This window comes from Microbacterium sp. MPKO10, assembly GCF_026107415.2.
Classification (GTDB): domain Bacteria; phylum Actinomycetota; class Actinomycetes; order Actinomycetales; family Microbacteriaceae; genus Paramicrobacterium.
In genome coordinates, this window is the sequence record NZ_JAPCHX010000004.1 from 18,251 (window position 1) to 43,633 (window position 25,383).

General features: G+C 63.6%; 29 protein-coding genes. 3 read left to right on the forward strand and 26 right to left on the reverse strand.

Translation table 11 applies throughout. The features are described from left to right. Nucleotides 1–16 precede the first annotated feature (16 nt). The 6 genes from OK352_RS08240 to infC all read right to left on the reverse strand — a co-directional run bounded on the left by OK352_RS08240 (nucleotide 17) and on the right by infC (nucleotide 3,948). Nucleotides 17–910 carry a glutamate ABC transporter substrate-binding protein gene (locus OK352_RS08240; protein ID WP_265140991.1) on the reverse strand — a complete coding sequence of 298 codons (894 nt, stop codon included), beginning with the start codon at nucleotides 908–910 and terminating at the stop codon, nucleotides 17–19. Between the two features lie 55 nt (nucleotides 911–965). Then, a complete protein-coding gene (locus OK352_RS08245; protein WP_265140992.1) occupies nucleotides 966–1,790 on the reverse strand; it encodes an amino acid ABC transporter ATP-binding protein in 825 nt (274 codons plus the stop codon). A 76-nt stretch (nucleotides 1,791–1,866) separates the two neighbouring features. Beyond that, entirely contained in the window at nucleotides 1,867–2,679 is an 813-nt protein-coding gene (locus OK352_RS08250) for a TrmH family RNA methyltransferase (protein ID WP_265140993.1), read from the reverse strand. A 76-nt stretch (nucleotides 2,680–2,755) separates the two neighbouring features. After that, on the reverse strand, nucleotides 2,756–3,148 hold the full coding sequence (gene rplT, locus OK352_RS08255) for a 50S ribosomal protein L20 (RefSeq protein ID WP_265140994.1): 393 nt from the start codon (nucleotides 3,146–3,148) through the stop codon (nucleotides 2,756–2,758). A gap of 28 nt (nucleotides 3,149–3,176) precedes the next feature. Beyond that, complete coding sequence (rpmI, locus tag OK352_RS08260; protein WP_265140995.1) at nucleotides 3,177–3,371, reverse strand: 50S ribosomal protein L35; 195 nt, start codon at nucleotides 3,369–3,371, stop codon at nucleotides 3,177–3,179. Beyond that, nucleotides 3,364–3,948 carry a translation initiation factor IF-3 gene (gene infC / locus OK352_RS08265; protein ID WP_306387793.1) on the reverse strand — a complete coding sequence of 195 codons (585 nt, stop codon included), beginning with the start codon at nucleotides 3,946–3,948 and terminating at the stop codon, nucleotides 3,364–3,366. Before infC ends, rpmI begins: the two co-directional genes overlap by 8 nt. Nucleotides 3,949–4,239: 291 nt before the next feature. On the opposite strand from infC, the gene OK352_RS08270 reads away from it, so the two are divergent. Continuing rightward, nucleotides 4,240–4,563, forward strand: a complete 324-nt coding sequence (locus OK352_RS08270; RefSeq protein ID WP_265141513.1) for a DUF1844 domain-containing protein — start codon at nucleotides 4,240–4,242, stop codon at nucleotides 4,561–4,563. Here OK352_RS08270 and OK352_RS08275 read toward each other — a convergent pair. From OK352_RS08275 to OK352_RS08300, 6 genes are read right to left on the reverse strand one after another with little or no spacing between them, the layout of a single operon-like run. After that, nucleotides 4,560–5,324 (reverse strand): SseB family protein, encoded by a 765-nt coding sequence (locus tag OK352_RS08275; protein ID WP_265140996.1) that lies wholly within the window; start codon nucleotides 5,322–5,324, stop codon nucleotides 4,560–4,562. The genes OK352_RS08270 and OK352_RS08275 overlap by 4 nt on opposite strands. Further along, on the reverse strand, nucleotides 5,308–6,054 hold the full coding sequence (priA, locus tag OK352_RS08280; RefSeq protein WP_265140997.1) for a bifunctional 1-(5-phosphoribosyl)-5-((5-phosphoribosylamino)methylideneamino)imidazole-4-carboxamide isomerase/phosphoribosylanthranilate isomerase PriA: 747 nt from the start codon (nucleotides 6,052–6,054) through the stop codon (nucleotides 5,308–5,310). The genes OK352_RS08275 and priA overlap by 17 nt, the downstream gene beginning before the upstream one ends. Before the next feature lie 52 nt (nucleotides 6,055–6,106). Next, on the reverse strand, nucleotides 6,107–6,748 hold the full coding sequence (gene hisH / locus OK352_RS08285; protein WP_265140998.1) for an imidazole glycerol phosphate synthase subunit HisH: 642 nt from the start codon (nucleotides 6,746–6,748) through the stop codon (nucleotides 6,107–6,109). Continuing rightward, nucleotides 6,745–7,350 carry an imidazoleglycerol-phosphate dehydratase HisB gene (gene hisB, locus OK352_RS08290; protein ID WP_265140999.1) on the reverse strand — a complete coding sequence of 202 codons (606 nt, stop codon included), beginning with the start codon at nucleotides 7,348–7,350 and terminating at the stop codon, nucleotides 6,745–6,747. Before hisB ends, hisH begins: the two co-directional genes overlap by 4 nt. A 2-nt stretch (nucleotides 7,351–7,352) precedes the next feature. Beyond that, entirely contained in the window at nucleotides 7,353–8,429 is a 1,077-nt protein-coding gene (locus OK352_RS08295; RefSeq protein WP_265141000.1) for a histidinol-phosphate transaminase, read from the reverse strand. Between the two features lie 17 nt (nucleotides 8,430–8,446). Beyond that, entirely contained in the window at nucleotides 8,447–8,791 is a 345-nt protein-coding gene (locus OK352_RS08300) for a hypothetical protein (protein ID WP_265141001.1), read from the reverse strand. A 251-nt stretch (nucleotides 8,792–9,042) separates the two neighbouring features. On the opposite strand from OK352_RS08300, the gene lexA reads away from it, so the two are divergent. After that, nucleotides 9,043–9,714 carry a transcriptional repressor LexA gene (gene lexA, locus OK352_RS08305; protein ID WP_265141002.1) on the forward strand — a complete coding sequence of 224 codons (672 nt, stop codon included), beginning with the start codon at nucleotides 9,043–9,045 and terminating at the stop codon, nucleotides 9,712–9,714. A gap of 2 nt (nucleotides 9,715–9,716) precedes the next feature. Here lexA and hflX read toward each other — a convergent pair whose 3' ends face one another. Next, nucleotides 9,717–11,219, reverse strand: coding sequence for a GTPase HflX (hflX, locus tag OK352_RS08310; RefSeq protein WP_265141003.1), 1,503 nt, complete (start codon nucleotides 11,217–11,219; stop codon nucleotides 9,717–9,719). Between the two features lie 45 nt (nucleotides 11,220–11,264). On the opposite strand from hflX, the gene OK352_RS08315 reads away from it, so the two are divergent. Then, the gene (locus OK352_RS08315) at nucleotides 11,265–11,912 is read left to right on the forward strand and encodes a class I SAM-dependent methyltransferase (RefSeq protein WP_265141004.1); all 648 of its coding nucleotides are present in this window, start codon (nucleotides 11,265–11,267) and stop codon (nucleotides 11,910–11,912) included. Nucleotides 11,913–11,918: 6 nt separating this feature from the next. Here OK352_RS08315 and dapF read toward each other — a convergent pair whose 3' ends face one another. The 13 genes from dapF to OK352_RS08380 form a co-directional block, all read right to left on the reverse strand. Beyond that, on the reverse strand, nucleotides 11,919–12,794 hold the full coding sequence (gene dapF, locus OK352_RS08320; protein WP_265141514.1) for a diaminopimelate epimerase: 876 nt from the start codon (nucleotides 12,792–12,794) through the stop codon (nucleotides 11,919–11,921). Between the two features lie 15 nt (nucleotides 12,795–12,809). Continuing rightward, entirely contained in the window at nucleotides 12,810–13,748 is a 939-nt protein-coding gene (gene miaA, locus OK352_RS08325) for a tRNA (adenosine(37)-N6)-dimethylallyltransferase MiaA (protein WP_265141515.1), read from the reverse strand. Next, nucleotides 13,745–15,328 carry a tRNA (N6-isopentenyl adenosine(37)-C2)-methylthiotransferase MiaB gene (gene miaB / locus OK352_RS08330; RefSeq protein WP_265141005.1) on the reverse strand — a complete coding sequence of 528 codons (1,584 nt, stop codon included), beginning with the start codon at nucleotides 15,326–15,328 and terminating at the stop codon, nucleotides 13,745–13,747. The genes miaA and miaB overlap by 4 nt, the downstream gene beginning before the upstream one ends. A 50-nt stretch (nucleotides 15,329–15,378) precedes the next feature. Further along, on the reverse strand, nucleotides 15,379–15,987 hold the full coding sequence (locus OK352_RS08335; protein WP_265141006.1) for a regulatory protein RecX: 609 nt from the start codon (nucleotides 15,985–15,987) through the stop codon (nucleotides 15,379–15,381). 5 nt (nucleotides 15,988–15,992) lie between these two features. After that, complete coding sequence (gene recA, locus OK352_RS08340; RefSeq protein ID WP_265141007.1) at nucleotides 15,993–17,033, reverse strand: recombinase RecA; 1,041 nt, start codon at nucleotides 17,031–17,033, stop codon at nucleotides 15,993–15,995. Nucleotides 17,034–17,265: 232 nt separating this feature from the next. Then, entirely contained in the window at nucleotides 17,266–17,490 is a 225-nt protein-coding gene (locus OK352_RS08345) for a DUF3046 domain-containing protein (RefSeq protein WP_265141008.1), read from the reverse strand. A gap of 65 nt (nucleotides 17,491–17,555) precedes the next feature. Beyond that, nucleotides 17,556–17,864, reverse strand: coding sequence for a helix-turn-helix domain-containing protein (locus OK352_RS08350; RefSeq protein ID WP_265141009.1), 309 nt, complete (start codon nucleotides 17,862–17,864; stop codon nucleotides 17,556–17,558). Nucleotides 17,865–18,012: 148 nt separating this feature from the next. Further along, a complete protein-coding gene (locus OK352_RS08355; RefSeq protein ID WP_265141010.1) occupies nucleotides 18,013–18,516 on the reverse strand; it encodes a CinA family protein in 504 nt (167 codons plus the stop codon). Beyond that, nucleotides 18,513–19,082: a CDP-diacylglycerol--glycerol-3-phosphate 3-phosphatidyltransferase gene (gene pgsA / locus OK352_RS08360; RefSeq protein ID WP_265141011.1), complete on the reverse strand. Its 570-nt coding sequence runs from the start codon at nucleotides 19,080–19,082 to the stop codon at nucleotides 18,513–18,515. Before pgsA ends, OK352_RS08355 begins: the two co-directional genes overlap by 4 nt. Nucleotides 19,083–19,089: 7 nt before the next feature. Then, nucleotides 19,090–21,810 (reverse strand): DNA translocase FtsK, encoded by a 2,721-nt coding sequence (locus OK352_RS08365; protein WP_265141012.1) that lies wholly within the window; start codon nucleotides 21,808–21,810, stop codon nucleotides 19,090–19,092. A gap of 64 nt (nucleotides 21,811–21,874) precedes the next feature. Next, nucleotides 21,875–23,551, reverse strand: a complete 1,677-nt coding sequence (locus tag OK352_RS08370; protein ID WP_265141013.1) for a ribonuclease J — start codon at nucleotides 23,549–23,551, stop codon at nucleotides 21,875–21,877. Between the two features lie 37 nt (nucleotides 23,552–23,588). Then, complete coding sequence (gene dapA, locus OK352_RS08375; RefSeq protein WP_265141014.1) at nucleotides 23,589–24,566, reverse strand: 4-hydroxy-tetrahydrodipicolinate synthase; 978 nt, start codon at nucleotides 24,564–24,566, stop codon at nucleotides 23,589–23,591. A 32-nt stretch (nucleotides 24,567–24,598) separates the two neighbouring features. Then, nucleotides 24,599–25,360: an SDR family NAD(P)-dependent oxidoreductase gene (locus tag OK352_RS08380; protein ID WP_265141015.1), complete on the reverse strand. Its 762-nt coding sequence runs from the start codon at nucleotides 25,358–25,360 to the stop codon at nucleotides 24,599–24,601. Nucleotides 25,361–25,383 lie beyond the last annotated feature (23 nt).

A 25,383-nucleotide genomic window follows, 5' to 3' on the forward strand; every position in this document is an offset into this window, starting at 1 on the left:
CCGGCCAATCATCGGCTTAGTAGTCGTCGACGGAGGGCTGCTCCGCCTCGACTCCGGCCTCGCCGAGTGTTGCATCGTAGATGCCCTGCCAGACATCGGATCCGTCCGTGAGCACCTGGTTCAGGTAGTGGCGAAGAGCGTCGTCGCCCTTCGGCAGGCCGATGCCGTAGTTCTCCGTGGTGAACGGCTCGCCGACCACCTTGAGCGTGTCGGGCTCCTGCGCGGCGTAGCCCAATAGAATCAGCTGGTCTGTCGTCACGACATCGACAGAGCCGTCCTTGAGCGCGTCAACACACTGCGAGTACACGTCAAACTCGACGGGCGTCGCGTCCGGATAGTTCTCGCGGATGTTCTGAATCGGCGTCGATCCCGTTGCCGAGCAGACCTTGGTGCCAGCGAGGTCATCTTCGCTCTTGATGTCCTCATTGTCGCTCAGTACGAGCAGGCCCTGCCCCGTGATGAAGTACGGCCCGGCGAAGTCGATCATCTCTTTGCGCTTGTCCGTGATCGAATACGTGCCGACATACAGATCGATGTCGCCGTTCACGAGCGCCTGCTCGCGGTTAGCACTCGGGATGTCCTCATACGTGATCTGATCCTCAGAGAATCCGAGCGATGCCGCCATCCAGCGCGCAATCTCGATGTCGAACCCGCTGCGGTCTCCGCTGACAGCATCCTTGTATCCCAGACCGGGCTGGTCCTGCTTGACGCCGATCTTTATTTTGCCTGCTTTGGTGGCGGCGTCGAAGGTCGGGCTGCCCTCCAGCTCAACGTTGTCGTTCACCTCGTACAGGTTCGACGTGTCCTCCCCGTCGCCTCCGCCTGGTGCGGGCGGTTCGTCGCCCGCACAACCGGAGAGCACGAGTGCCGCTGCCGCCGCAACGGCGAAGAGCGTCATTCCTTTGCGCATCTGCTTTCCTTTCGTCTCGAGGCGAGTGCCCCGTCTGTCCTTCTGTCGAAGCGGCTCAGTGCGTGAGCAGCTTCGACAGGAAGTCTTTAGCCCGGTCCGACTTCGGGTTCGTGAAGAACTCCTCGGGCTCGGCCTCTTCCACAATCTCACCCTCAGACATGAAGACGACGCGGTCGGCCGCCTTGCGAGCGAAGCCCATTTCGTGCGTCACAACGACCATTGTCATGCCCTCACTGGCCAGCTGAACCATGACGTCGAGGACTTCGTTGATCATCTCGGGGTCAAGCGCACTTGTCGGCTCATCGAACAGCATCACCTTGGGCTTCATTGCGAGGGCGCGCGCGATCGCAACACGCTGCTGCTGACCACCGGACAGCTGTGCGGGCATCTTGTCGGCCTGAACTCCGACTCCGACGCGCTCCAGGAGTGCCCGCGCCGCTTCCTCCGCCTCGGCCCGCTTCTGCCCGCGCACGCGGGTCGGCCCGAGCGTGACATTCTCCAGAATGGTCTTGTGCGCGAAGAGGTTGAACGATTGGAAGACCATTCCCACGTCCGCGCGCAGCGCGGCCAGCGCCTTGCCTTCCTCCGGGAGCTTCTTGCCATCAATGCGAATCTGACCCGCATTGATCGTCTCCAGGCGGTTGATCGTTCGGCAGAGAGTCGACTTCCCTGACCCACTTGGCCCGATGACGACGACGACCTCGCCCTTGTTCACCGTGAGATTGATGTTTTTCAGCGCATGGAAGTCCCCGTAATACTTCTCAACGTCCTCGACGATGACGAGGGGCTCACCCGTGGCCGCCGCGATGGGGTTGCTTGTCGTCTCGAAAGACGCGGGACCGCGTTTGTCCGCGGAGTCCCCCTGATCGTTGGATTCCATATCGCTTACGCTATGCGACCAAGCGTCATCTCAGGCACCGCGGATCGTCCCCGTTACGAAGTCGTAACTTAACGCGTCAGCTCTTATCGGATGCCCTCTGGGCAAAAGCTGATTCATACAGACAGACGGATGCTGCCGTCGAGAGGTTCATCGACTCCGCGCGACCGTAGATCGGCACTGAGATCGCGGCGTCTACACGCTGCAGAATCTCGTCTGCCAGGCCCCGCGCCTCATTGCCAAAAAGCCAGGCCGTCGGCTGGGCGAGATCTCCCGCGTCACGGCGGCTGAGCAGGTCGTCCCCTTTGATGTCCGCAGCCACGATCGTCAGTCCCGCGCTCCGCAGCTGCGGAAGCACCGTATCGAGTTCGCCGCCGACGGCGAATGGCAGGTGAAAGAGCGACCCCGTCGTCGAACGCACGACCTTGGAGTTGAACGGGTCGACGGTTCGCCCCGTCAGCACCACGGCGTCGGCCCCAGCAGCATCCGCCGCCCTGATGATGGTGCCCAGGTTTCCCGGGTCTCTGACTTCTTCGAGCACGGCGATCAGGCGCGGGGTTCTCGCCACGATGTCTTTGAGCGCGGTCGGATGCTGTCGGCACACTGCGGCGATGCCCTGCGGCGTGACCGTGTCAGTCATCGCGTCGAGGACGTCCTCGGTGACATACTCGAAATCGACATCTGCATCGCGCACCGCGGCCATGATTCCCGCGTGCTTCTCAGCCGCAGTCGGCGTCACGAAGAGCTCCTCGAGAAGCTCGGGGCGCCACGCAAGTGCTTCAGACACAGCCTGAGGACCCTCGAGGAGAAACAAACCGGTCTCCTGGCGCGTCTGTCGACGGGAGAGCTTGGCCACTGCTTTGACACGGCCCGAGCGGGGATTTTCAATCACCGTGCCAGTCTACGGGCCGTTAATAACCGGTGGCGGGGCCCCAAAGGGACCCCGCCACCGTGTGAAGACGAGAATACTACGCGGCTTCGTCAGACTTGGGAGCCGACGTGTCAGCGGGCAGTGCCTTCTTCGCCGTCTCGACGAGAGCGGTGAATGCGGAGGGCTCATTCACAGCAAGCTCGGCGAGCATGCGGCGGTCGACCTCAACACCCGCGAGGCCGAGGCCCTGGATGAAGCGGTTGTAGGTCAGGCCGTTCGCGCGCGATGCCGCGTTGATGCGCTGGATCCAGAGGCGACGGAAGTCGTTCTTGCGCTTGCGGCGGTCACCGTACGAGTAGACGAACGAGTGTGTGACCTGCTCCTTCGCCTTACGGTACAGGCGCGAACGCTGACCACGGTATCCCTCGGCACGCTCAAGGATGACCCGACGCTTCTTGTGGGCGTTGACAGCCCTCTTTACTCTTGCCATTTCTCTATTTTCCTAACCGGTCTCTGGCTCAGCGGCCGAGAAGCTTCTTCGCCATTGCTGTGTCGTGCGACGACAGGACCTGGTCCTTGTTCAGACGACGCTTGCGGTGGCTCGACTTCACCTCGAGGTTGTGGCGCATGCCCGCCTGCTGCTTCATGATCTTTCCGCTTCCGGTGACCTTGAAACGCTTCTTGGCCCCTGAATGGGTCTTCTGCTTAGGCATTCTTCTCCTCCTGCTTTGCCGCCTTCTTGGCGGCACGTTGTGCGTTGGCCTCGGCCTTGGCCTCTGACTTGTTCTTCAGCGGCCCGATGACCATGACCATATTTCTGCCATCAATCTTGGGGTTGGACTCAACAGTCCCGAACTCCCCGACATCTTCGGCAAACTTCTGGAGCAAGCGAACGCCCATCTCGGGCCGGGACTGCTCACGGCCACGGAACAGGATCATCGCTTTGACCTTGTCTCCGCCCTTGAGGAAGCCCTCGGCGCGCTTGCGCTTTGTTTCGTAGTCGTGTGAATCGATCTTGAGGCGGAACCGGACCTCTTTGAGCACGGTGTTCGCCTGGTTGCGCCGAGCCTCCTTGGCCTTCTGCGCAGCCTCGTACTTGAACTTGCCGTAATCCATGATCTTCGCCACGGGCGGCTTCGAATTGGGCGCCACCTCGACGAGGTCAAGGTCTGCCTCTTGGGCAAGGCGAAGAGCGACGTCGAGCTTGACGACGCCAACCTGCTCACCGCTCGGTCCGACGAGTCGAACCTCCGGAACCCGGATACGGTCATTGGTACGGGGATCGCTGATGCGGAACTCCTCTGATCTGATTTATCTAATCCATGTGCCGGCGGATACCGGACACATGACGAGAGAGGATTCACGCGTGTGCAACACAACTGCACCACACCCTGTCTACCGTGCCGCTCTGCGGCCCGGCGGAGTGCAACAACCCGGTAACCTGAATAACGGTCAAGCGCGGGTGGGAGATTCTCCTCTTTCGCCTTGGGACATGTCCCATGGACCGCAACAGTTTAGCAGAGGAATAGTGTGAACACGACCGAAAACGACAACCAGAACGTCAGTGATTTCGACGCGGCCCTGAACGAGGTGACTCGGGACATCGCCGATGTCGGTGCCGTCGAGGTGATCACGACGACGGCTGTCCATCTCATGAGCGCTGCCGCCGTCAAATGCGGGCTCGCCGACGACGCCGAGGGGCAGACCGACCTCGACGAAGCACGCAAGCTCATCAACGCTCTGGCGGGGCTCATCACGGCAGGTGCGCCCGAGATCAGCGACATGCATGCGCGGAGTCTCCGCGATGGTCTGCGCACGCTGCAGCTGGCGTTCCGTGAAGCATCGACAATGCCGGATGCTCCAGGATCGGGCCCGGGCGAGAAGTGGACGGGTCCGGTCGCTTAGGCGGCGTTCACCGACACGGTGAGCGAATCCACACGATTCGCGATCACGTCGTCTGCCGCCCACAGCGCGCTCAGACGGGATATGACTTCTGAAACTTCCTCGCGGGTGAGTCCCGGCGCCAGCGCAAGGGTCACAATCGTCTCGGGTGCCCGCAGGCGCGCAGTCGGGTCGCCGGCCGACAGCGACACCTCCGCAACACGGGCATCTGTCCCGCACGATCGGACGAACGCCTCGTTCACCTCGGGATCCGCGAAACTCGGGACCCAATCCTGCGACTGGGCGATCGCCCAGAGGGCTGGCCGGCGAATGACGAACTCAGTGTCTGACGTGGGATCGAGCACGACGAGATCTGTGTGCTCCTCTGCTGCCGCGAGAGCCACGCGGATACCCTCGGCCGGCACCGGACGAGCCTGAGAATTCCACGCCTGCATGGCGGTGACCGACGAGAAGACGGGCATGACGTCTCGCCCATCCGGCCCGCTGACGGTGATGATCGACAGTTCCTGCGTCTTGTCCACGACGAGACCCCCATCAGTGACACCGTGCTCACCCGCGTGCGCAACCAGCGGGATCAGCAGTCGAGCCGTCGCAAACTCCGCAATGACGCGTCGGCCATCATCGTCGCCGCGATGAAAGTCCTCGAGGGCGCTGATCAGGCGCGGAGGTGCGCTGCCATCGTCGGCCGCACGGTCATTGGCCTGGAAGCTTCGGCCTGCCCAGGGCTGGCCCGCAGAGTCTGCCGCGTTAGTCGGAGGCGACATCCAGAGCCTCCGCCAGCGTGAAGGCGCCCGAGTAGAGTGCCTTCCCCACAATTGCGCCCTCAAGCCCGAGCGAGACGAGTTCACGCAGGGCCGCGATATCGTCGAGGCTCGAGATTCCCCCTGAGGCCACGACGGGTCGCTCCGTGTGCTCCATGACGTCGCGCAGCAGCGAGATGTTTGGCCCCTTCAGCGTGCCGTCCTTCGTCACATCGGTGACGACGTAACGCGCGCAACCGGCGTCCTCCAGTCGGTCGAGGACATGCCAAAGATCTCCGCCGTCGCGCGTCCAGCCACGTGCGGCCAGTGTGGTCCCGCGAACGTCAAGCCCGACTGCGATCGCCTCCCCGTACTGCCCGATGACGTTCGCCGCCCACTCGGGGTTCTCGAGCGCAGCGGTCCCGAGATTGATGCGCTTCGCGCCGCTGTTCAGCGCTGCCTCCAGCGAAGCATCGTCGCGAATGCCTCCGGACAGCTCGACGTTGACGTCGCGCACATTCTTGATCACGCGACGGATCACCCCGGCATTGCTGCCGCGACCGAACGCCGCGTCGAGGTCGACGAGGTGAATCCACTCGGCTCCCGCATCAACCCACGCCTCCGCGGCATCGACGGGATCTCCGTAGTCTGTCTCGCTGCCGGCTTCGCCCTGGGTCAAACGCACTGCCTTGCCGTCAGCGACGTCGACCGCGGGCAGCAATTCGAGTGCCGGAGCCTGATTGAACTCGCGCATTCCCATCCTTTGTCAACCTCAGTATGTGCCCTGGTGGCACGAAAACCCTATGTTAGTGATCAGAGAAGCTATCCACCCAATTCGACAGCAGCCGTACGCCGGGCGCGCCCGACTTCTCGGGGTGAAACTGCGTTGCCCAGAGCGGGCCGTTCTCTACAGCCGCGACGAACCGGTCGCCGTGCGTCGCCCAGGTCACCTTCGGTGCGGCGAAGGGACCAGACGAATCGAGTGACCATGAGCGAGCGGCATACGAGTGCACAAAGTAGAAGCGTTCCTCCGAGACACCGGCGAAGAGCCTCGAGCCATCGGGGGCGTCGACCGTGTTCCACCCCATGTGAGGAAGCACGGGCGCCGTGAGCCTGTCGACCACGCCGGGCCATTCCCCGAGCCCTTCCACGGAACGACTCCCCTCGGTGCCCGACTCGAACATCACCTGCATTCCAACGCAGATCCCGAGAACAGGACGCCCTCCGGCGAGCCGCCGATCGATGACTTCGTCTGCGCCCGAGGCACGAAGCTGATCGATGACGGCGCCGTATGCACCGACACCGGGAACGATGAGCCCGTCTGCCTCGCGTGCTTCGCGGCGGCTGTCCGTCAGCCGAGCATCAGCGCCGGCCGCTTCGACGGCCTTGACAGCCGAGTGCACGTTGCCAGAGCCGTAGTCGAACACGACGACACGGCGACGGCTCACAGGGCACCCTTAGTCGATGGAATCCCGCTGACAAGAGGATCGTGGGCTTTAGCCTGTCGGAATGCCCGAGCGAACGCTTTGAACTCTGACTCAGCGATGTGGTGCGGGTCGCGCCCGCCTTTGACATCGACGTGGACGGTCATGGCCGAGTTGTACGCGATTGCCTCGAACACGTGGCGGACCATGGAGCCGGTGAAGTGTCCGCCGATGAGGTGGAACTCGAACCCGGCCGGCTCGCCGCTGTGGACGAGGTACGGGCGTCCGGAGATATCCACGACGGCCTGCGCGAGTGCCTCATCGAGCGGGACCAGAGCGTCGCCGTAACGGGCGATCCCCTCTTTCGAGCCAAGAGCCTCTTTGATAGCGGTACCGAGTGAGATGCCGATGTCCTCCACGGTGTGGTGCACATCGATATGTGTGTCGCCTGTCGCTCTCACCGTGAGATCGGTGAGCGAGTGTTTGGCGAATGCGGTCAACAGATGGTCAAAAAACGGCACGGATGTCGAGATGTCACTCGTTCCGGAGCCGTCGAGGTCGATACGAAGGTCGATCGACGACTCGCTTGTCTCGCGCTGAACTCGCGCGACGCGTGAAGAAGTCATACTCATGATCGTAGTGCGGACATGGCTTCGAGAAACGCCGTCGTCTCTGTCTCGGTTCCTGCCGTGACGCGCATGTGCCCGGGAATGCCGATATCGCGAATGAGAATGCCGCGCTCGAAGAGCTGACGAAAGACCGATGCGGTGTCGACGACACCGCCGAAGAAAACGAAGTTGCTCCCCGACCGATAGGGCGTATAACCGAGGTCGGCCAAGCCGTTCGCAATCCGCTTTCGCTGGCCCCGAATATCGTCGACGACGGCGAGCATCTCATCTGCGTGGCGGAGAGCAGCCCGGGCCGCGGCCTGCGTGAGCGCAGAGAGATGGTACGGAAGGCGCACGAGGCGCAAGGCGTCGGTGATGGCTGGATCGGCCGCCAGGTACCCCACACGTGCACCCGCGAAGGCAAAGGCCTTGCTCATCGTGCGCGAGACGATAAGCCGAGGACGGCCGTCGAGCAGTTCCAGCGCGCTCGGCTCTCCGGGCTCGGAGAACTCGGCGTATGCCTCATCCACGATCACAATGCCCGGCGCTGCGTCGTAAGCGGCAGAGATTGTCTCGAGATCCAGCGGTGTTCCCGTGGGGTTGTTTGGTGCGCACAGCACGACCACGTCGGGCTTTTCCTCGGCGATGACCGAGGCAACGTATTCCGGAGCGAGCTCGAAGTCGGCTTGGCGATCGCGTGCGATCCACCGTGTTCCCGTCCCGGACGCCAACAGCGGATACATCGAATACGTCGGAGCGAAACCAAGGAGAGAACGACCAGGACCACCGAACGCCTGAAGAATCTGCTGCAGAATCTCGTTGGAGCCGTTCGCCGCCCAGATATTCTGCTCAGTGAGATCCGAGCCCAGGTAGGCAGCAAAATCCCGGCGGAGCTCCGTGAACTCCCGATCAGGATAGCGGTTCAAACCAATAATGGAGGCGGCAACCGACCTCACGATGTCATGAGCCACATCCTCGGGAATACCGTGCGTGTTCTCATTGACGTTGAGTGCAACGGGCACAGGCTCCTGGGGAGCCCCGTACGGCGAGCGTCCGCGCAGATCAGCGCGAAGGGGAAGGTCGTCTAAAGAAGTCACCGTCCCATCGTATGGCGTCAGCCCTGCTCACTCTCGTACTGTGACGGGATCGCGATGCGCTCACCGGCGCCGACGGAGGACGTTCCCAGCTGGTTCAGGTCAACGATTTCTGCGACGACCTCACGAGGGTCGTGGTCTGGCGCGATGCGCTCTGCCAGTGCCCACAGTGACTCACCGCTGGACACGGTCACGTATTCGAACGTTTCTGTTGAGGAATCATCGGATGCCGCGGCCGAGCCCGCCTGAACGGCACCGAAAGCGATGCCCACGACGAGCGGGAGGGCGGCAAGCCCCGTCAGCACGGCGCGCCCCCGAGAGGTCAAGCGCAGTCGCGGCGTAGCGGCGGTCTGCTGAGTGATCATTCTTGTGCTCCTTCGTTGACGGGTTCGTTCCGAGCCCCAGGCCGGCGGCGCCCGGAACGAACCTGTGTTCCGAACTTATATTCGACTGTTCGAATTGTCAACCACTTTTTCGGACTTTTGCCGCCGAATCCGGCGACACACTCGAAGAGATGTTTGCCTCGGGCCGGTGAAGCGGATACAGTTTCGAACACAGGGAACACACCATCACGAGCCACCGACATTGCGGTTCGCACGGCGACAGGAGTACAGCGATGGCACAGGACACGACGAAGAAGGCGCGCACTCGTCGCCGCAAGAACTTGAGCGATAAGCAGCGGGCGATCCTGGAGTTCATCCAGCGCACGGTGGTGCAGAACGGCTATCCGCCGAGCATGCGAGAGATCGGCGACGCCGTCGGGCTCGCCTCTCTGTCGAGCGTTACCCATCAGCTCAATCAGCTTGAGCTGAGCGGCTATTTGCGGCGTGATCCCAATCGCCCGCGTGCGCTGGAGGTTCTGATCGACCTCCCCCAGACCGCGGACGTGGGCGAAACGTCACGACCGGTCGGCGACGCCACAATGGTTCCGCTGGTCGGCAACATCGCCGCGGGCGTTCCCATTACTGCGGAGCAGCAGATCGAAGAGGTGTTTCCGCTCCCCCGCCAGCTCGTCGGTAAGGGCGAGCTCTTCATGCTCCATGTTCAGGGCGAGTCCATGATCGACGCAGCGATCTGCGACGGAGACTGGGTTGTCGTCAGACAGCAGTCCACAGCAGAGAACGGCGATATCGTCGCGGCAATGCTCGACGAGGAGGCCACAGTGAAGGTGTTCCGTCAGCGTGACGGTCATACCTGGCTGCTTCCGCGAAACACTGCCTTCGAGCCGATCGTGGGCGATCACGCCGAGATCCTGGGGAAGGTTGTCGCGGTTCTGCGTTCTGTCTGAGGTCAGCCCTCGACGCCGAAGTCTCGCACCTGGGCAGCAATCTCCTCGGAGACTGACGCTTCGACGTACGTCCCGTCCTCGCGGTAGTCGATCGTCGTGACCTCGCCGCGGCGATGCAGCATCGAGATGATGTCTCCGCGGTCGTAGGGGACAACGAGGGCGACATCAACGGGCGGATGCGGCAGCATCCTGTTGATCGCATCCATGACGTCGCCAATACCCGCACCGGTGCGCGCGGAGGCAAAGACGGCGTCAGGTGCGAGCCCTCTGAGCATGAGCCGGTCATCGTCTCCGATCAGATCGGACTTGTTGAACACGATGAGCTCTGGCACATCGCGTGCGCCGACATCGCCGATGACGTCCCGTACCGTCGTGATCTGGGATGCGGGATCGGGGTGTGCCGCATCGACGACGTGGACAATGAGATCCGCATACGAAACCTCTTCGAGCGTGGTCCGGAATGCCTCGACAAGCTGGTGCGGAAGGTTGCGCACAAAGCCGACAGTATCCGACAACGTGAACTCGCGGCCGTCCTCGGTGCGCGTGCGGCGCGTCGTCGAGTCAAGAGTCGCGAAGAGGGCGTTCTCCACGAGGACACCCGCGTGGGTGATCCGATTCAGGATGCTGGACTTGCCGGCGTTCGTGTACCCCACGATCGCCACAGACGGCACAGCGAACCGAGAGCGATTTGCCCGCTTCGCCTCTCGCGCCGGACCGAAACCTTTGATCTGCTTGCGCAGACGCGCCATGCGACTGTGAATGCGGCGCCTGTCCAGCTCGATCTTCGTCTCACCGGGGCCACGTGACCCCATGCCGGCACCCGCGCCGCCGACTTGTCCGCCCGCCTGACGGCTCATCGACTCGCCCCAGCCGCGCAGCCGCGGAAGCAAGTACTCCAGCTGAGCCAACTCGACCTGTGCCTTGCCCTCTCGGCTCTGGGCATGCTGGCTGAAGATATCCAGAATCACGGCTGTCCGGTCGATCACTTTCACGCGCACAACATCTTCGAGGGCGCGCCTCTGGCTCGGAGCCAACTCTGTGTCTGCGATGACCGTGTCGGCGTTGAGAGATCGCACAACGTCGCGCAGCTCCTCGGCCTTGCCACGCCCGAGATACGTACTGGGATCCGGGTGTGGGCGGCGCTGCAGCAGTCCGTCGAGGACGACAGCACCCGCCGTCTCCGCCAAGGCAGACAGCTCGCGGAGCGAGTTCTCGGCGTCCTCCAGGTCCCCCTGGGGGTAGACGCCGATGAGCACAACGTTCTCGAGCCGCAACTGGCGATACTCGACCTCGGTGACGTCGTCGAGCTCTGTCGAGAGCCCAGCGACACGACGGAGCGCCCGCCGCTCGTCCCGGTCAAGCTGCTCCCCGTCGCTGTGGGAGTCGGATGCTTCGTCCTGCAGCGCCTGCGCGCGACCGAACACCGAGAACGCGCGTGCTTCGCCGCTCGCCAGAATGCGATCGACGGCGTCGTCGTCGTTCGTGTGCTTATCGTTGTCAGCCATGTCTTTCAACCCTAGTGTCGGTTGCCTGCGATAACGTACCTAACTATGACCGGCGATCATTATTTCTCGGGAACGCCCGGGAGCGAACTCAAGACGAAGATCATCACCGTTGATCTTGCGGGCGCCCCGCGTCGCCTGACGACGGCGAACGGAATCTTCAGCCCGGATCGCCTCGATCAGGGGACCCGAGTCCTGCTGGCCAACACTCCTCCGCCACCCGAGGAGGGGAATCTGCTCGATCTCGGCTGTGGCTGGGGTCCCATCGCTCTCTCCCTCGGGCTGCTCTCCCCGGCGGCCACGGTGTGGGCAGTCGATGTCAACGAGCGAGCCCTCGATGTTGCACGCCGCAATGCAACGTCCCTCGCCTGTGACAACATCCGTGCCGTGCTGCCTGACGATGTCCCCGACGATGTCCGCTTTGCCACGATCTGGTCAAACCCGCCGATCCGGGTGGGAAAGAATGAGCTGCATGGCATGCTCACGCGGTGGGTGCCGCGGCTGGAGCCCGGCGCCGACGGGTTTTTCGTGGTTCAGAGAAATCTCGGCGCCGACAGCCTGCAGCGGTGGCTGCACGACGAGTTAGAAAGCTCGTTTGGCGTGGCACGCGTCGCAACGGGCAAGGGCTATCGTGTGCTTCGCACGCGTCGACGCACCGGCGCCACGACCCCCATCGACGTCGTCCGCGCCCCGTAGCCGCCATCAGGCCAGGTCGATCGTTCCGGTGTAGACCAGCACTGCCGGACCGGAAAGGCCCACGTGCTCGCCATCCTCGGCTGCGAACATGCGGACGCCTAGCGTTCCGCCGGGAACATCGACGTGCCAGTTGTTCGGCGCGCTCGCTCCCGCCCAGTGACGCGTCGCGAGGGCTGACGCCGCAACCCCCGTGCCGCATGACAGCGTCTCTCCGACGCCGCGCTCATGGACGCGCATCGTGATGCGCCCGATGCCGTCAGTGACGAGCGGGTCGTGCGGCACGACGAGTTCGATGTTGGCGCCGTCCTGGGGCGCGGGATCCACCTGCGGAACATACGTGAGATCGGCATCGGCAAGCTCGTCGACGTCGGCGAGAGCGACGACAATGTGCGGGTTACCCACGTCGATCCCCTGCCCAGGCCGCGCTACCTTGAGCTCCTTGACGCGGACCAGCGGCTCACCCTCTTCCAGCGTCCATCGGCCCAGATCGACCTGAAAACCCGTCCCCGAACGCTGAACGTCACGCACGCCCGCGCGGGTGCCGATCGCTACGGTGTCGCCGGACTCGAGTGTGATCAGGCCGTTCTCGATGAGATATCTGACGTAGACCCGGATGCCGTTTCCGCACATCTCCGCCGTCGTACCGTCAGCATTGACGTAGTCCATAAACCACTCAGCGCCAGCATCTTCGTCAAGAGCCGCCTTCCCGTCGGGGAGAGCTTGGGAGCGTACGGTACGGATGACGCCGTCGGCGCCGATTCCCATATGCCGATCGCAGAGCGCCCGCACCTGTGCGGCGTCGAGGGGGTTCTCACCCGCGGGGTCAGCGTAGAGGATGAAGTCGTTGCCGGTTCCGTGGCCTTTGGTGAACTGGAGGGTCATCGCCATACGTCGAGTCTAGAGGTCGTCGAAGCGAGAGAGGACAGCACTCTCGGCCTCGCGCTGTAGGGTCGGGGCGTCCGAGTCGAGCCAGGCAACGTTCTCGTAGCGACGAAACCAGCTGACTTGCCGTCTGGCGTATCTCCGTGTGAGGCGCTGTGCATCGGCCACAGCCTCCGCTTCGGTGACCGCACCGTCGAGCTGCGCTCCTGCCTGCGCGTATCCGATGGCGCGGCCCGCTGTCGTCGACCGTTCCAGGCCTGCCTTGCGCAGCATCCGCGTCTCGTCGACGAGTCCAGCACGCCACATGCCGACAACCCTCGCGTCCAGTCGTTCTCTGAGGGTCTCTCGTTCGGTATGCACGCCGAGAAGCACGGAGGCGTATACCGGCTCGGGGGCATCGGGCAGCATGCCGCGTGCGGGATCTCCCGTCAGCTCCGCGATTTCGAGAGCGCGCACGATGCGACGAGCGTTCGTCCGGCCCACCCGGCGAGCGACATCAGCGTCGAGATCCGCCAGGCGCTGGGCGAGAGCATCCACGCCCTGCGCCTGCAGGTCGTTTTCGAGTCGTGCGCGAACGACCGGATCTGTCCCCGGAAACTCGAAGGGGTAGATGACACTGGAGACGTAGAGGCCCGATCCTCCAACGAGAATCGGGGTCACGCCCTCATCACGGAGTTCGTCGATGACGGCGCGGGCGCGGTGCTGGTAGTCGGCGACCGAGGCATCATCTGAGACCTCCAGCACATCGAGCATGTGGTGGCGGATGCCGCGCCGTGCCGAGAGCGGGAGCTTCGCCGTTCCGATGTCCATGCCGCGATACAGCTGCATGGCATCGGCGTTCACGACCTGCGCGTGCTGGCCCCGGCGCTCGAGCATTTCGGCCAGGTTGAGTGAGAGCGCGGACTTGCCGGTTCCTGTTGCTCCGACAATGACGATCAGGGGTGGAGCGTTCAGCGCTCACCGTCCTGCGGGTCGTAGATCGGTGTCGTCGCGACGGCCGGACGCAGTGTCGGCATGCCGAGCGATACAGAGCCGGCCGGTTCCGTACCGTGCGCGGGCACTCCGCAGGAGTCAGCCTGATCGCGTTCCCACGCGTCGCCCGCGCGTGTGCGGCGAATACGAAGCGGAGCCCCATCGATCGAGTCGGCAAGCAGATGGAACGGTGCGGCATTCGTCACGGTCACCGTGACCATGTCGCCGGGACGAGGTACCGCGCTCCCCTCCGGAACCTGGAAGTGCACGAGGCGCGAGTCACGAGCGCGACCGGTGAGACGGTGTGTCTCAGCATCCTTCTTGCCCTCTCCAACGGCAACGAGCAGCTCAACCTCAGTGCCGATCTGCGCCTGGTTCTCTTCCAGACTGATGCGCTCCTGCAGAGCGAGAAGCCGTTCGTAGCGCTCTTGAACGACCTCTTTGGGAATCTGATCGGGCATCGTGGCCGCGGGGGTCCCCGGGCGGATCGAGTACTGGAACGTGAATGCCGAGGCAAAACGTGACTCCTCGACGACGCGGAGTGTTTCGGCGAAGTCGTCCTCTGTCTCTCCGGGGAAGCCGACGATGATGTCTGTCGAGATCGCCGCGTGCGGGATCCGCTCACGCACGCGCTCCAGAATGCCCAAGAATTTCTTACTGCGATACGAGCGCCGCATAGCCTTGAGCACACGATCCGATCCGGATTGCAGGGGCATGTGCAACTGTGGCATAACGTTCGGGGTCTCAGCCATTGCGTCGATCACATCATCGGTGAAGGCCGCGGGGTGCGGACTTGTGAACCGGATGCGCTCGAGTCCGTCGATCTTTCCCGCCGCGCGGAGAAGCTTGCTGAACGCCTGCCGATCGCCGAACTCCACGCCATAGGAGTTCACATTCTGGCCGAGGAGGGTGACTTCGACGGCGCCATCCTCAACAAGTGCCTGGATTTCGGAGAGGATCTGTCCCGGGCGGCGATCCTTCTCTTTTCCGCGCAGCGACGGCACAATGCAGAACGTGCACGTGTTGTTGCATCCGACGGAGATCGACACCCAGCCGGAATAGCTCGAGTCACGCTTCGTCGGCAGCGTCGACGGGAAAGTCTCGAGGGCATCGAGGATTTCGATCTGTGCCTCGTCGTTGTGGCGTGCGCGTTCCAGAAGCTTGGGCAGCGAGCCCATATTGTGGGTGCCGAAAACCACGTCGACCCACGGCGCCTTCTCAAGAATGACGTTCTTGTCTTTCTGAGCGAGGCAGCCGCCCACCGCGATCTGCATGCCCTCGTGCTTGCGCTTCACGCCAGCGAGGTGGCCGAGGTTGCCGTAGAGCTTATTGTCGGCGTTCTCACGCACGGCACACGTGTTGATCACGACGATGTCCGCGTCGGTTCCGTCGGCGGCCTTCTGATAACCGGCAGCCTCAAGCGAGCCGCTGAGTCGCTCTGAGTCGTGCACGTTCATCTGGCAGCCGAAAGTGCGCACCTGGTACGTGCGCGCGCTTCCATCGGAACGGAGCGCAGCCTCGGAGCGCTGAATCTCTGTCGGTCGTTCGGTCAAGGTGCTCATGATGCCCACCAGTTTACGTTCGACGGCGGGATGCTGCAGAATCGGGCCATTCAGCGGAACCGAACACTGCTGCCGCGCTCGGCCCGCGCAGCCGCCACGGCCTCGCGCACTACAGCTCCCGCGTACCCTCGTCGCGCCAGATACCCCGTGAGACGGCGCTCGAAGACGGCGTCGTCGACGCCACGAAGCTGAGCACCCCTTTTGAGCGCGAGAGTGACTGCCTGGGACACCTCGTGCTCCGCGGAGATGTCTTCCAGCGCGGCGTCGATGATCTCTCTGTCGATTCCGCGTGCCGACATCTCACGTGCCACGACCGCGCGGCTCTTCCCACGCCCCTCAGAGAGCCGGTGGACCATCTCCTCGGCGATGCGCTCGTCATCGACGTAGCGCAGCTCACGCATACGCTCGAGAACGGCCTCAGCCTGCTCCGCGTCTCCGTCGCGACCGGTGACGCGGTCACGAACTTCCTTCTCGGTCAGTCCGCGTCGGCTGATCGCCCGAACGACGTCGGCCTCGAGCTCGCTGGTCGTCGGCCCCTCGGCGGGGGTTTCCTCCGCAGCAGGCGGCATGTCGCGGTCGACCTCGCGCCGGTGGCGGAAGAGCTCCGTCACCGGCGCGAGGTCGCGCGCGTCGTCGTCTGACGGGCGAAACGAGACCATCAGAGTCAGGCTCCGCGCCGCGCCGCGAGTTCGTCAGCGTCGCCCTCCGCCGAGCCCAGGCCGAGCTTGTCCTTGATCCGATTCTCGATCTCAAGGGCGATGTCCGGGTTGGTCCGCAGAAAGTTTCGCGAGTTCTCTTTGCCCTGGCCCAGTTGATCGCCCTCGTAGGTGTACCAGGCACCGGACTTCTTCACGATCTGGTGCTCGACCCCGAAGTCGATCAGACTGCCTTCGCGCGAGATGCCCGTGCCGTAGAGAATGTCAAACTCCGCCTGCTTGAACGGTGGAGCCATCTTGTTCTTGACGACCTTCACGCGGGTGCGGTTACCGACGGCATCGCCGCCGTCCTTCAGGGTTTCAATGCGTCGGATATCAAGACGCACCGACGAGTAGAACTTCAGCGCCTTGCCACCCGCTGTCGTCTCGGGGCTGCCGAAGAAGACGCCGATCTTCTCACGCAGCTGGTTGATGAAGATCATCGTGGTGCCGGTCTGGTTCAACCCACCGGTCAGCTTGCGAAGCGCCTGCGACATCAGCCGTGCTTGGAGGCCCACGTGTGAGTCTCCCATCTCTCCTTCGATCTCGGCTCGGGGTACGAGCGCAGCCACCGAGTCGATGACGACGAGATCGATGGCGCCCGAACGCACGAGCATGTCTGCGATCTCCAGCGCCTGCTCACCGGTGTCGGGCTGCGACACGAGGAGCGCGTCGATGTCGACGCCGAGCTTCTTCGCGTATTCGGGATCAAGAGCATGCTCGGCGTCCACGAACGCCGCAATGCCGCCCGCTGCCTGTACGTTCGCAATCGCATGCAGCGTGAGCGTCGTCTTACCGCTGGACTCCGGCCCGTAGATCTCCACGATGCGGCCACGCGGCAGGCCGCCGACGCCGAGTGCAACGTCAAGTGCGACAGAGCCGGTCGGAATCACCTCAACGGGCGCGCGTTCGTCGCTGCCGAGACGCATTACTGAGCCTTTTCCGAACTGACGGTCGATTTGCGCGAGAGCTGTCTCGAGAGATTTCTCGCGGTCTGCTGATGCTGCCATGAGCTGCGTCTCCTTCATTGTGGTGATCGGTGCGCCTGTAGGCTGTCGCGCCCGGCAACCCGGGACTCCGACAAGGCTGGAGCGACGTCCGCTGATGAATTCGACTGTACGAGCGACCTCCGACATTCGTGCGGCAGATCATCCATTCGGTGGAAAACTCGGCGACGACACCTCCTGTGGAGAGCGTAACACCGTTCGAAGCTGTGTTCGAGCGGTGACACGGCGTGTTTGTTCAGTCGCGCGGCTCGGGCAGCCCCACACCGGCCCGGCGTGCGCGCGGCACGTCAGTGGCCTCGCACAAGGCCACCCAGACGTCTCGGGGGCGTTCGCCGTCCTCAAGTGCCTGCTGGGCGGAACGCCCTCCCAGCGTGGGCAGAACCAGATCGCGCACGACGACGCGACCGTACGAGTCGCCGAATTCTGTGTCGACGGCGTAGCCGAACTCGCTCAGCTTCACGATTCTCCCTGTACAGACGAAAGGCGCCCCCGCTTTCCGGGGACGCCCTTCTCACGTTCTGCGCGTCAGCGCGTCACCAAGTCGGCATCCAACTCGGCGACGAGTGCGTCGGGAATCGTGTCGGGGATCGGATCGATTCCCTCAACGACCGCGAGGCGATCGCCCACTTCCCTCATGATCACCGAGATCGGTGTCTCGAGCGCCTCGGCGACCGATGCGAGAATCTCGCTCGACGCCTCTTTCTGCCCCCGCTCCACCTCGCTCAGGTAGCCAAGAGCGACACTTGCCTTACTCGCCACCTGCCGGAGCGTATGCCCCTTCTGCAGACGGAAGTCACGAAGAACGTCTCCGATTTCCTGTCGAACAAGAACCATGAGACCCTTCCTTTCTGCTCGTCGTCTCGAGCGGCGGCTCCGCTGCTGGATCGATAACACTACTACATACCAGCTTAGTGATTGCCGTTCGATTCACGCCTGATGTTTCCGTGTGAGTCTGTCATGTACAACCAGGGCACCACGGCTGCTATTCCCCATTCGGCCTCCTGCGAAGAACGACGTCGCTCAGCAGCTCGACAGCCGCGTCGACGGTAGCCGCTCGGATCTCATCACGGTCGCCGTGCAGCGAGAGCGCTCGAACCGCGCTTCCCCGTGTGCTGTCCACGGCGATGTACACAGTGCCCGGCAACTGTCCGCCCTGTGATCCGGGCCCCGCGACACCGGTTGTCGATACTCCGACGGAGGTGGCCTCTCCCCCGCTGCCGACGACGGAGCGAACGCCGGCGGCCATCTGAGCGGCCACGTCCGGATGCACGGGCCCCTGCGCCTCGAGCAGGCTCGCATCGACGCCGAGCACGCTCGCCTTCAGCGCGGTGGCGTACGCGACGACACCCCCGACCACAACGGCGGAGGCACCGGCTGGTCTGATCAGCTCGGCGCACAGCGCCCCGCCGGTCAGCGATTCGGCGACTCCGAGTGTCAGCCCTGCATCGGTGAACGCCTCAATCAACTCTGGGGTGCGTGTGCTCATGATCGCCGGGACCTGATCGCGGTGACGATGTAGTCAACACCGCTCGCGAGCGTCAGGATCACGGCGATCCACATCAGCGCGCCATTCACCCAGAAAATCCAGTCGCCCAGAAGAGTCCACAGCGGAACCAGCGCGAATGAGATGGCGATGCCTTGGAATACCGTCTTAAGTTTGCCCATCCACGCGGCGGCCACAACGCCTTCATGCCGGACAACCATCCGATGCACTGTGATGCCGACCTCGCGAACGAGCACGATGATTGTCACCCACCAGGGAAGCTCGGAGAGGATCGAGAGTCCGATGAGAGCGGCCCCGGTGAGAATCTTGTCGGCAATGGGGTCGAGGAGTTTCCCGAGATCAGTCACGAGTCCGCGTGACCGCGCAATGTGCCCGTCGACGCCATCTGTGGCGATCCCCACGATGAACAGGATGCCGGCAATCCAGCGCAGCGCAGCATCCGCCCCACCGTCGATCAGCAGAAGCGCGACGAAGACTGGAGCGAACACGATGCGGACGATCGTGATCGTGTTCGGCAGGTTGAAGGGACTGGGCACGGAAGAGGTCACACCACGATTATTCACGGTCGGTCAGCTGCCACGCATCTTCGGACTCATCGGCGTTGACAGTCTCGTATCCGTCGAACTGCGCGTCAATGGGATCCGCGGACGGCTGCGGCGCCGGAGCCTCGGGAGCCTCAGCCGCACCCGGTGGGTCCTCTCCTCGCAGCCGGGCCAGCACCGAAGGCAGCTGTTCTTTGCTGACGAGCACATCGCGCGCCTTCGATCCCTCGGATGGCCCCACGATGTCTCGGGATTCCATGAGGTCCATGAGCCGTCCGGCTTTGGCGAACCCCACACGCAGCTTGCGCTGCAGCATCGATGTCGAGCCGAACTGTGTGTTGACCACGAGCTCAACAGCCGACAGGAGAACATCGAGATCGTCTCCGATGTCGGCGTCGATCTCTTTCTTCTCGATCGTCTGCTGAACGTCCTTGCGATACTCCGGCCGCGCCTGCGCCGTGACGTGAGCGACGACCTTCTCAATCTCGCTCTCATTCACCCACGCACCCTGCACACGGATCGGCTTCGACGATCCCATCGGCTGGAACAGTGCGTCGCCCTGACCGATCAGCTTGTCGGCTCCTGACTGGTCGAGGATGACGCGGGAGTCCGTCACGCTCGTGACGGCAAACGCGAGTCGTGAAGGAACGTTTGCCTTGATGAGCCCCGTCACGACGTCAACGGATGGTCGCTGAGTTGCGAGAACCAAGTGAATGCCGGATGCTCGTGCAAGCTGCGTGATGCGGACGATCGAGGACTCCACATCGCGAGGCGCGACGAGCATGAGATCGGCAAGCTCGTCGACGACAACGAGAAGATACGGGTAGGGCTTGAGGACGCGCTCGCTCCCCGGGGGAAGCTCGATCTCGCCATTGCGAATCGCCTTGTTGAAGTCGTCAATGTGCCGGTACCCGAAGCTCGCCAGGTCGTCATACCGCATATCCATCTCTTTCACGACCCACTCCAGCGCTTCGGCTGCCTTTTTCGGGTTCGTGATGATGGGTGTGATCAGGTGCGGCACGCCCGCATACGGTGCCAGTTCGACCCGCTTCGGGTCCACGAGGACCATCCGCACGTCGCTCGGCTTTGCACGCATGAGCAGGCTCGTGATCATCGAGTTGACGAAGCTTGACTTCCCCGACCCCGTCGATCCCGCGACGAGGAGGTGCGGCATTTTCGCGAGGTTCGCCAAGACGAAGCCACCGCCGACGTCCTTTCCGACGCCGATCGTCATCGGATGCGTCGCCTTCATCGCCGCAGACGAGCGAAGCACGTCACCGAGCGCAACGATCTCCTTGTCGGCGTTGGGAATCTCAAGACCGATCGCGCTCTTGCCCGGTATCGGTGAGAGGATGCGGATCTCATTCGATGCGACGGCGTACGCAAGGTTCTTCGACAACGCGGTGACCCGCTCGACCTTCACGCCCGGCCCAAGCTCGATCTCGTACTGCGTCACTGTCGGTCCGCGCGAGAAGCCCGTCACCGTGGCATTGACTTTGAACTGTTCGAAGACACCGACGATCGCGGCGACCACCTGATCGTTCACGGCGGACCGAGCCTTCGCCGGAGCGCCCGCAGCCAGCGTCGACGTGGAGGGAAGCCGATACGGATGCTCGGACTCCGTAGCCTTCGCCGGAGCAGCCTCGTCGCCGCGCAGCGCAAGCGTCTGCATCTCGGGAATATCGTCCGTCGAGTTGTCGCCACCGTCGCCGTGAATGCCCCGGGAGTCATCGCCCGGGGAGAAATCCGAGACCGCTGATTCTGCCGCTGAAATGTCGTCCATGACCTCCGACGGCGCGAATGCCGGCTGCTCCGGCTCGCGCACGACCGGCGTGTCGAACGCGTTGTCGGGTTCGCTCGGAGTGAGCAGTTCCGTCATATCGTTGACGGGAGCGTCGCTGTCGACCTCGGTCTCGCGTCCGCTCTTGTTGCGGCGCCACCAGGGAAGCGACTCGTCAGCCACAGCATCCGTGTCTGGGGTCTCACCGCTCTTCGGCGCGGCAGTGTCGTCTGGATCCGTGCCGAACATCCATGCGGTGAACTGCCTGAAACGCTGTGGGATTTTCGTGGGCGGCGTCTTCGTGACGATGAAGAGGGCAAGGAGCCCGATCAGCCCCAGCACGATCGTCGCTCCGATGGAGGTGATCAGGAACACCAGAGGAGCACCGACCATCCAGCCCAGAAGGCCGCCGGCATTCGACAGCGCGGGAAGCCCGCCCGCACCGGGCGACGGATGGTCGCTGACGGCGTGGCAGATGCCGGTGATCGACAGCACGAGCAGACCAAGCCCGATGCCCACACGGCCGTTGTCGTTGACCGGGTTCGGGTTTCGGAACAGCCAGATGGCGAGCAGCAGCATCACAACGGGCAGCGCGAACGCGAGACGGCCGAAGATGCCGCCAAACGTCCACTGGTCAAGGGTGCGGGCTACCGGATCGTTGACGCCGAACCACTCGACGACCATGCCCGCGATCGCGAGGAGGAGGATGAAGAAGGGGATGCCGTCGCGGCGCTGTTCTTTCTCGATGCGCTCGGGGCCGAGGGCGCGAGCCGCGCCACCCGCGACATGGGCGAGGCCCAGCCAGGATTTGATGAGAATATTCGGCGTGTGGGCGACCGGTTCCGGCTCGATCTTCTTAGTCTTCTTCGTGGCCGTCGCAGTGCGCGCGCGCGAGGTACCGCCGTCGCTCGCTTTCTTGCGACTGCGGCCAGAGGACGTCGTGCCTGAAGCCATGCCTCAACGGTACCGGTGAGGCATGGCTTTACCCGGTAATGACGCGGGACTTCGGCAGAGTCGCCTACGCTTCGATGACGAGCGGAACGATCATTGGGCGACGTCGGTACGACGTGTTCACCCAGCGGCCGACCGTGCGCCGCACGACCTGCTGCAGCGCGTGCTGGTCGCGAACTCCGTTACCGACGGCCTCGGTGAGCGCTGCCTCGATCTTGGGGCGCACCTTCGTGAACACGGCGTCATCCTCGGCGAAGCCGCGCGCGTGGATCTCCGGGCCGGAGACAACACGCCCGGTCTGGGACTCGACGACGACGATGATTGAGATGAAGCCTTCCTCGCCCAGGATGCGGCGGTCTTTGAGGTCGGAATCGGTGATCTCGCCGACCGTCGCGCCATCGACGTAGACGAAGCCGATGTCTACCTGGCCGACAACATCGACGTGCCCGTCTCGCAGGTCGAGAACCGTGCCGTTCTCCGCAAGGAAGGTGTTCGCCTCGGGAATGCCGGTGTCCTGCGCGAGCTTCGCGTTCGCGATGAGGTGCCGGTACTCCCCGTGGATGGGGAGCACGTTCGCAGGCTGCAGGATGTTGTAGCAGTACAGCAGCTCTCCCGCGGCGGCGTGACCCGACACGTGCACTTTCGCATTTCCCTTGTGTACGACGCTCGCCCCAAGCTTGGTGAGCCCGTCGATAACGCGGTAGATGGCGCTCTCGTTGCCGGGGATCTGACTCGAGGCGAGAACAACTGTGTCGCCCTCCCCCGGCTCGATCGCGTGGTCGAGGTTCGCCATCCGGCTGAGGACAGCCATCGGTTCGCCCTGCGAGCCGGTCGACATGTAGACGATCTGATCGTCGGGGATGTCCTTCGCCTTCTTGTAGTCGATCAGGACGCCATCCGGCACCCGCAGGTACCCCAGTTCAGCAGCGATAGTCATGTTGCGCAGCATGGAGCGACCGAGCAGGGCCACTCGGCGCCCGTTCGCGTGAGCAGCATCCAGAACCTGCTGGACGCGGTGCACATGGCTGGAGAAGCTCGCGACGATCACACGTCGGGGAGCCTTCGCGATAACCTGCTCGAGCACGGGCCCGATCGACCGCTCGAGCGGCGTGAATCCGGGGACGTCGGCGTTCGTGGAGTCAACGAGGAACAGGTCGACTCCTTCATCACCGAGTCGAGCGAAGCTGCGCAGGTCGGTGATGCGCCCGTCGAGCGGAAGCTGATCCATCTTGAAGTCGCCCGTGGCGAGCACAGTTCCGGCATCGGTCTTGATTGCGACGGCGAGGGCGTCGGGGATCGAATGGTTGACGGCGATGAACTCGAGGTCGAAGGGGCCGAGAGACTCCTTCTGCCCCTCCTTCACGGTGAGGCTGTACGGCTTGATGCGGTGTTCCTTGAGCTTTGCCTCCGTGAGCGCGAGCGTCAGCCCCGACCCGATGATCGGGATGTCTGAGCGCAGTCGCAGCAGGTAGGGCACGGCGCCGATGTGGTCTTCGTGACCGTGTGTGAGAACGAGGCCGACGACGTCGTCAAGGCGGTCCTTGATGGGCGACATGTCGGGAAGAATGAGATCAACGCCGGGCTGGTATTCCTCAGGGAAGAGGACGCCGCAGTCGACGATGAGGATCTTGCCGTCGATCTCAAACGTGGTCATGTTGCGACCGACCTCGCCGAGTCCGCCTACCGGCATCACGCGCAGCGTGCCTCGTTCCAATTCAGGCGGATCGATTACGGCATTGGGCATAAGCCCTCCTGGGTTCTGTTGTCGTGTGTTGTGCGCGTCAGCGCGTGGTGCCGTGCACCTTGGGAAGTGCTCCGCCGGCCGCGGCATTGCGGTCGGGTCGGAAGTTTGTGAAATCGGCGCCGTCGATGTCGCTGATGAGCGCGAGGTCGTCCTCGATCCGGGCCGCTTCGGCCTCTTCGGGGCCGACGAGCGGCAGGCGCACGCGCGGGCTGTCGATGCGACCGAGCCCGTGCAGGATGTACTTTGCAGAGACCGTACCGGGTACGTGCGTCATGACGGCGCGAACGAGCGGCTCAAGCGTCTTGTGCGCTGCCGTCGCCGTCGCGAGGTCCCCGTTGTTCACCGCGTCGACCATCTCGCGATAGGGACGCGCTGTGATGTTCGCCGTTACCCCGATGAGTCCGGTCGCCCCGATCGACAGGTGCGGGAGCGCATTCGCGTCGTCACCGGAGAAATACATGAGGTCTGTTTGGTTCAGCACACGGCTGACCTCGGAGAAATTGCCCTTGGCATCCTTGACGGCCCGGATGTTCGGATGCTGAGCTGCACGAAGAATCGTCTCGTACCCGATGGGCACACCGGTGCGCCCGGGAATGTCGTACAGGATCACCGGCAGGTCCGTGGCGTCGGCGATCAAGCGGAAGTGAGTGAGGATGCCTGCCTGTGTCGGCTTGTTGTAGTACGGCGTGACGATCATGACGCCATCGGCTCCGGCACGTTCGCTCGCCTTGTACAGCTCGATTGCATGCGCTGTCTCGTTCGAGCCGCCGCCGGTGATGATCTTGGCGCGGCCGTTCGCTACCGACTTACCGACCTCCACAAGGCGGATCTTCTCGGGGTCGGTGAGCGTGGATGTCTCACCGGTCGTGCCGGTCACCACGATCCCGTCGGCTCCCTGCGTGATCACATCATCGATCTGCTTCTCGACTCCGGGCCAGTCGACTTCGCCGTCGGCGGTGAACGGCGTCACCAGCGCCACGAGGACCTGTCCGAAAGGATTCTCTGCGTTCGTCACGCTTCCAGGGTACCGGCTCGGCCCCGTATCGGTCACCGCCCCCGCGCGGCGATCATCTGGGCAAGTGGCGCCGGCACGAACTTCGATGCCGAGACGAACGCACGATAGCGAAGCGAGGGTATCGACACGGCTTTCCCGCGGCCCGCCGCGGACAGCGCTTCAGAAACGACGGCTCCGGGTTGAAGCCACATCCAGTCTCGGGTGTCGTCCAGCTCGGCGCCGAGTCGCTGATGAAACTCGGTGCGGACGAATCCGGGGCACACGGCCGTCACGTGAACGCCGTTGCGCCGATATCGGGTGTTCGCCCACCGCGACATCGACACCGTCCACGATTTCACAGCTCCGTATGTGCCGCGCGGTGTGAATGCCGCAACGCTCGCGACGTTGATGATGGTGCCATTGCCGCGCTCGAGCATCGAAGGGAGTGCTGCGTGCATCAGCCGCATCGGTGCGCGCACGTGGATATCGAGATGCTTTTCCTCAGCGTCGATGCTCGCGCTCTCGAACGGCTCCTTCAGCCCGAATCCCGCATTGTTCACGAGCACGTGAACGGGGCGCGCTTCGATGCGGCTCTCGACCACGCCGAGTCCCTCGGTTGTCGTGAGGTCGGCGGGGAGGATCTCGACCGGGAGCGCGTGGCGGGAGATGAGATCGGCCTGCACGTGCTTCAGCCGTGCACTGTCTCGGGCAACGAGTGCCAGCCCAAAGCCGCGTACCGCCAGTTGCTCGGCGAACTGCAGGCCCAGGCCTGATGTGGCACCCGTCACCAGTGCTGTCTTGTCGCCGCGTGCCATCGTGACCTCCCGGCCTCATGCTA

Bases quoted from the DNA above. Each gene is read 5' to 3' on its own strand.
- OK352_RS08300 (WP_265141001.1), bottom strand. From the start codon at position 8,791: ATGATCACTCAGCAGACCGCCGCTACGCCGCGACTGCGCTTGACCTCT.
- OK352_RS08315 (WP_265141004.1), top strand. From the start codon at position 11,265: ATGACCGGCGATCATTATTTCTCGGGAACGCCCGGGAGCGAACTCAAG.
- priA (WP_265140997.1), bottom strand. From the start codon at position 6,054: ATGCGCGAGTTCAATCAGGCTCCGGCACTCGAATTGCTGCCCGCGGTC.
- OK352_RS08365 (WP_265141012.1), bottom strand. From the start codon at position 21,810: ATGGCTTCAGGCACGACGTCCTCTGGCCGCAGTCGCAAGAAAGCGAGC.
- OK352_RS08380 (WP_265141015.1), bottom strand. From the start codon at position 25,360: ATGGCACGCGGCGACAAGACAGCACTGGTGACGGGTGCCACATCAGGC.
- lexA (WP_265141002.1), top strand. From the start codon at position 9,043: ATGGCACAGGACACGACGAAGAAGGCGCGCACTCGTCGCCGCAAGAAC.
- hflX (WP_265141003.1), bottom strand. From the start codon at position 11,219: ATGGCTGACAACGATAAGCACACGAACGACGACGACGCCGTCGATCGC.
- OK352_RS08355 (WP_265141010.1), bottom strand. From the start codon at position 18,516: ATGAGCACACGCACCCCAGAGTTGATTGAGGCGTTCACCGATGCAGGG.
- recA (WP_265141007.1), bottom strand. From the start codon at position 17,033: ATGGCAGCATCAGCAGACCGCGAGAAATCTCTCGAGACAGCTCTCGCG.
- OK352_RS08335 (WP_265141006.1), bottom strand. From the start codon at position 15,987: ATGGTCTCGTTTCGCCCGTCAGACGACGACGCGCGCGACCTCGCGCCG.
- OK352_RS08370 (WP_265141013.1), bottom strand. From the start codon at position 23,551: ATGCCCAATGCCGTAATCGATCCGCCTGAATTGGAACGAGGCACGCTG.
- OK352_RS08240 (WP_265140991.1), bottom strand. From the start codon at position 910: ATGCGCAAAGGAATGACGCTCTTCGCCGTTGCGGCGGCAGCGGCACTC.
- OK352_RS08245 (WP_265140992.1), bottom strand. From the start codon at position 1,790: ATGGAATCCAACGATCAGGGGGACTCCGCGGACAAACGCGGTCCCGCG.
- rpmI (WP_265140995.1), bottom strand. From the start codon at position 3,371: ATGCCTAAGCAGAAGACCCATTCAGGGGCCAAGAAGCGTTTCAAGGTC.
- rplT (WP_265140994.1), bottom strand. From the start codon at position 3,148: ATGGCAAGAGTAAAGAGGGCTGTCAACGCCCACAAGAAGCGTCGGGTC.
- miaB (WP_265141005.1), bottom strand. From the start codon at position 15,328: ATGAGCACCTTGACCGAACGACCGACAGAGATTCAGCGCTCCGAGGCT.
- OK352_RS08350 (WP_265141009.1), bottom strand. From the start codon at position 17,864: ATGGTTCTTGTTCGACAGGAAATCGGAGACGTTCTTCGTGACTTCCGT.
- OK352_RS08275 (WP_265140996.1), bottom strand. From the start codon at position 5,324: ATGTCGCCTCCGACTAACGCGGCAGACTCTGCGGGCCAGCCCTGGGCA.
- hisB (WP_265140999.1), bottom strand. From the start codon at position 7,350: ATGACTTCTTCACGCGTCGCGCGAGTTCAGCGCGAGACAAGCGAGTCG.
- dapF (WP_265141514.1), bottom strand. From the start codon at position 12,794: ATGACCCTCCAGTTCACCAAAGGCCACGGAACCGGCAACGACTTCATC.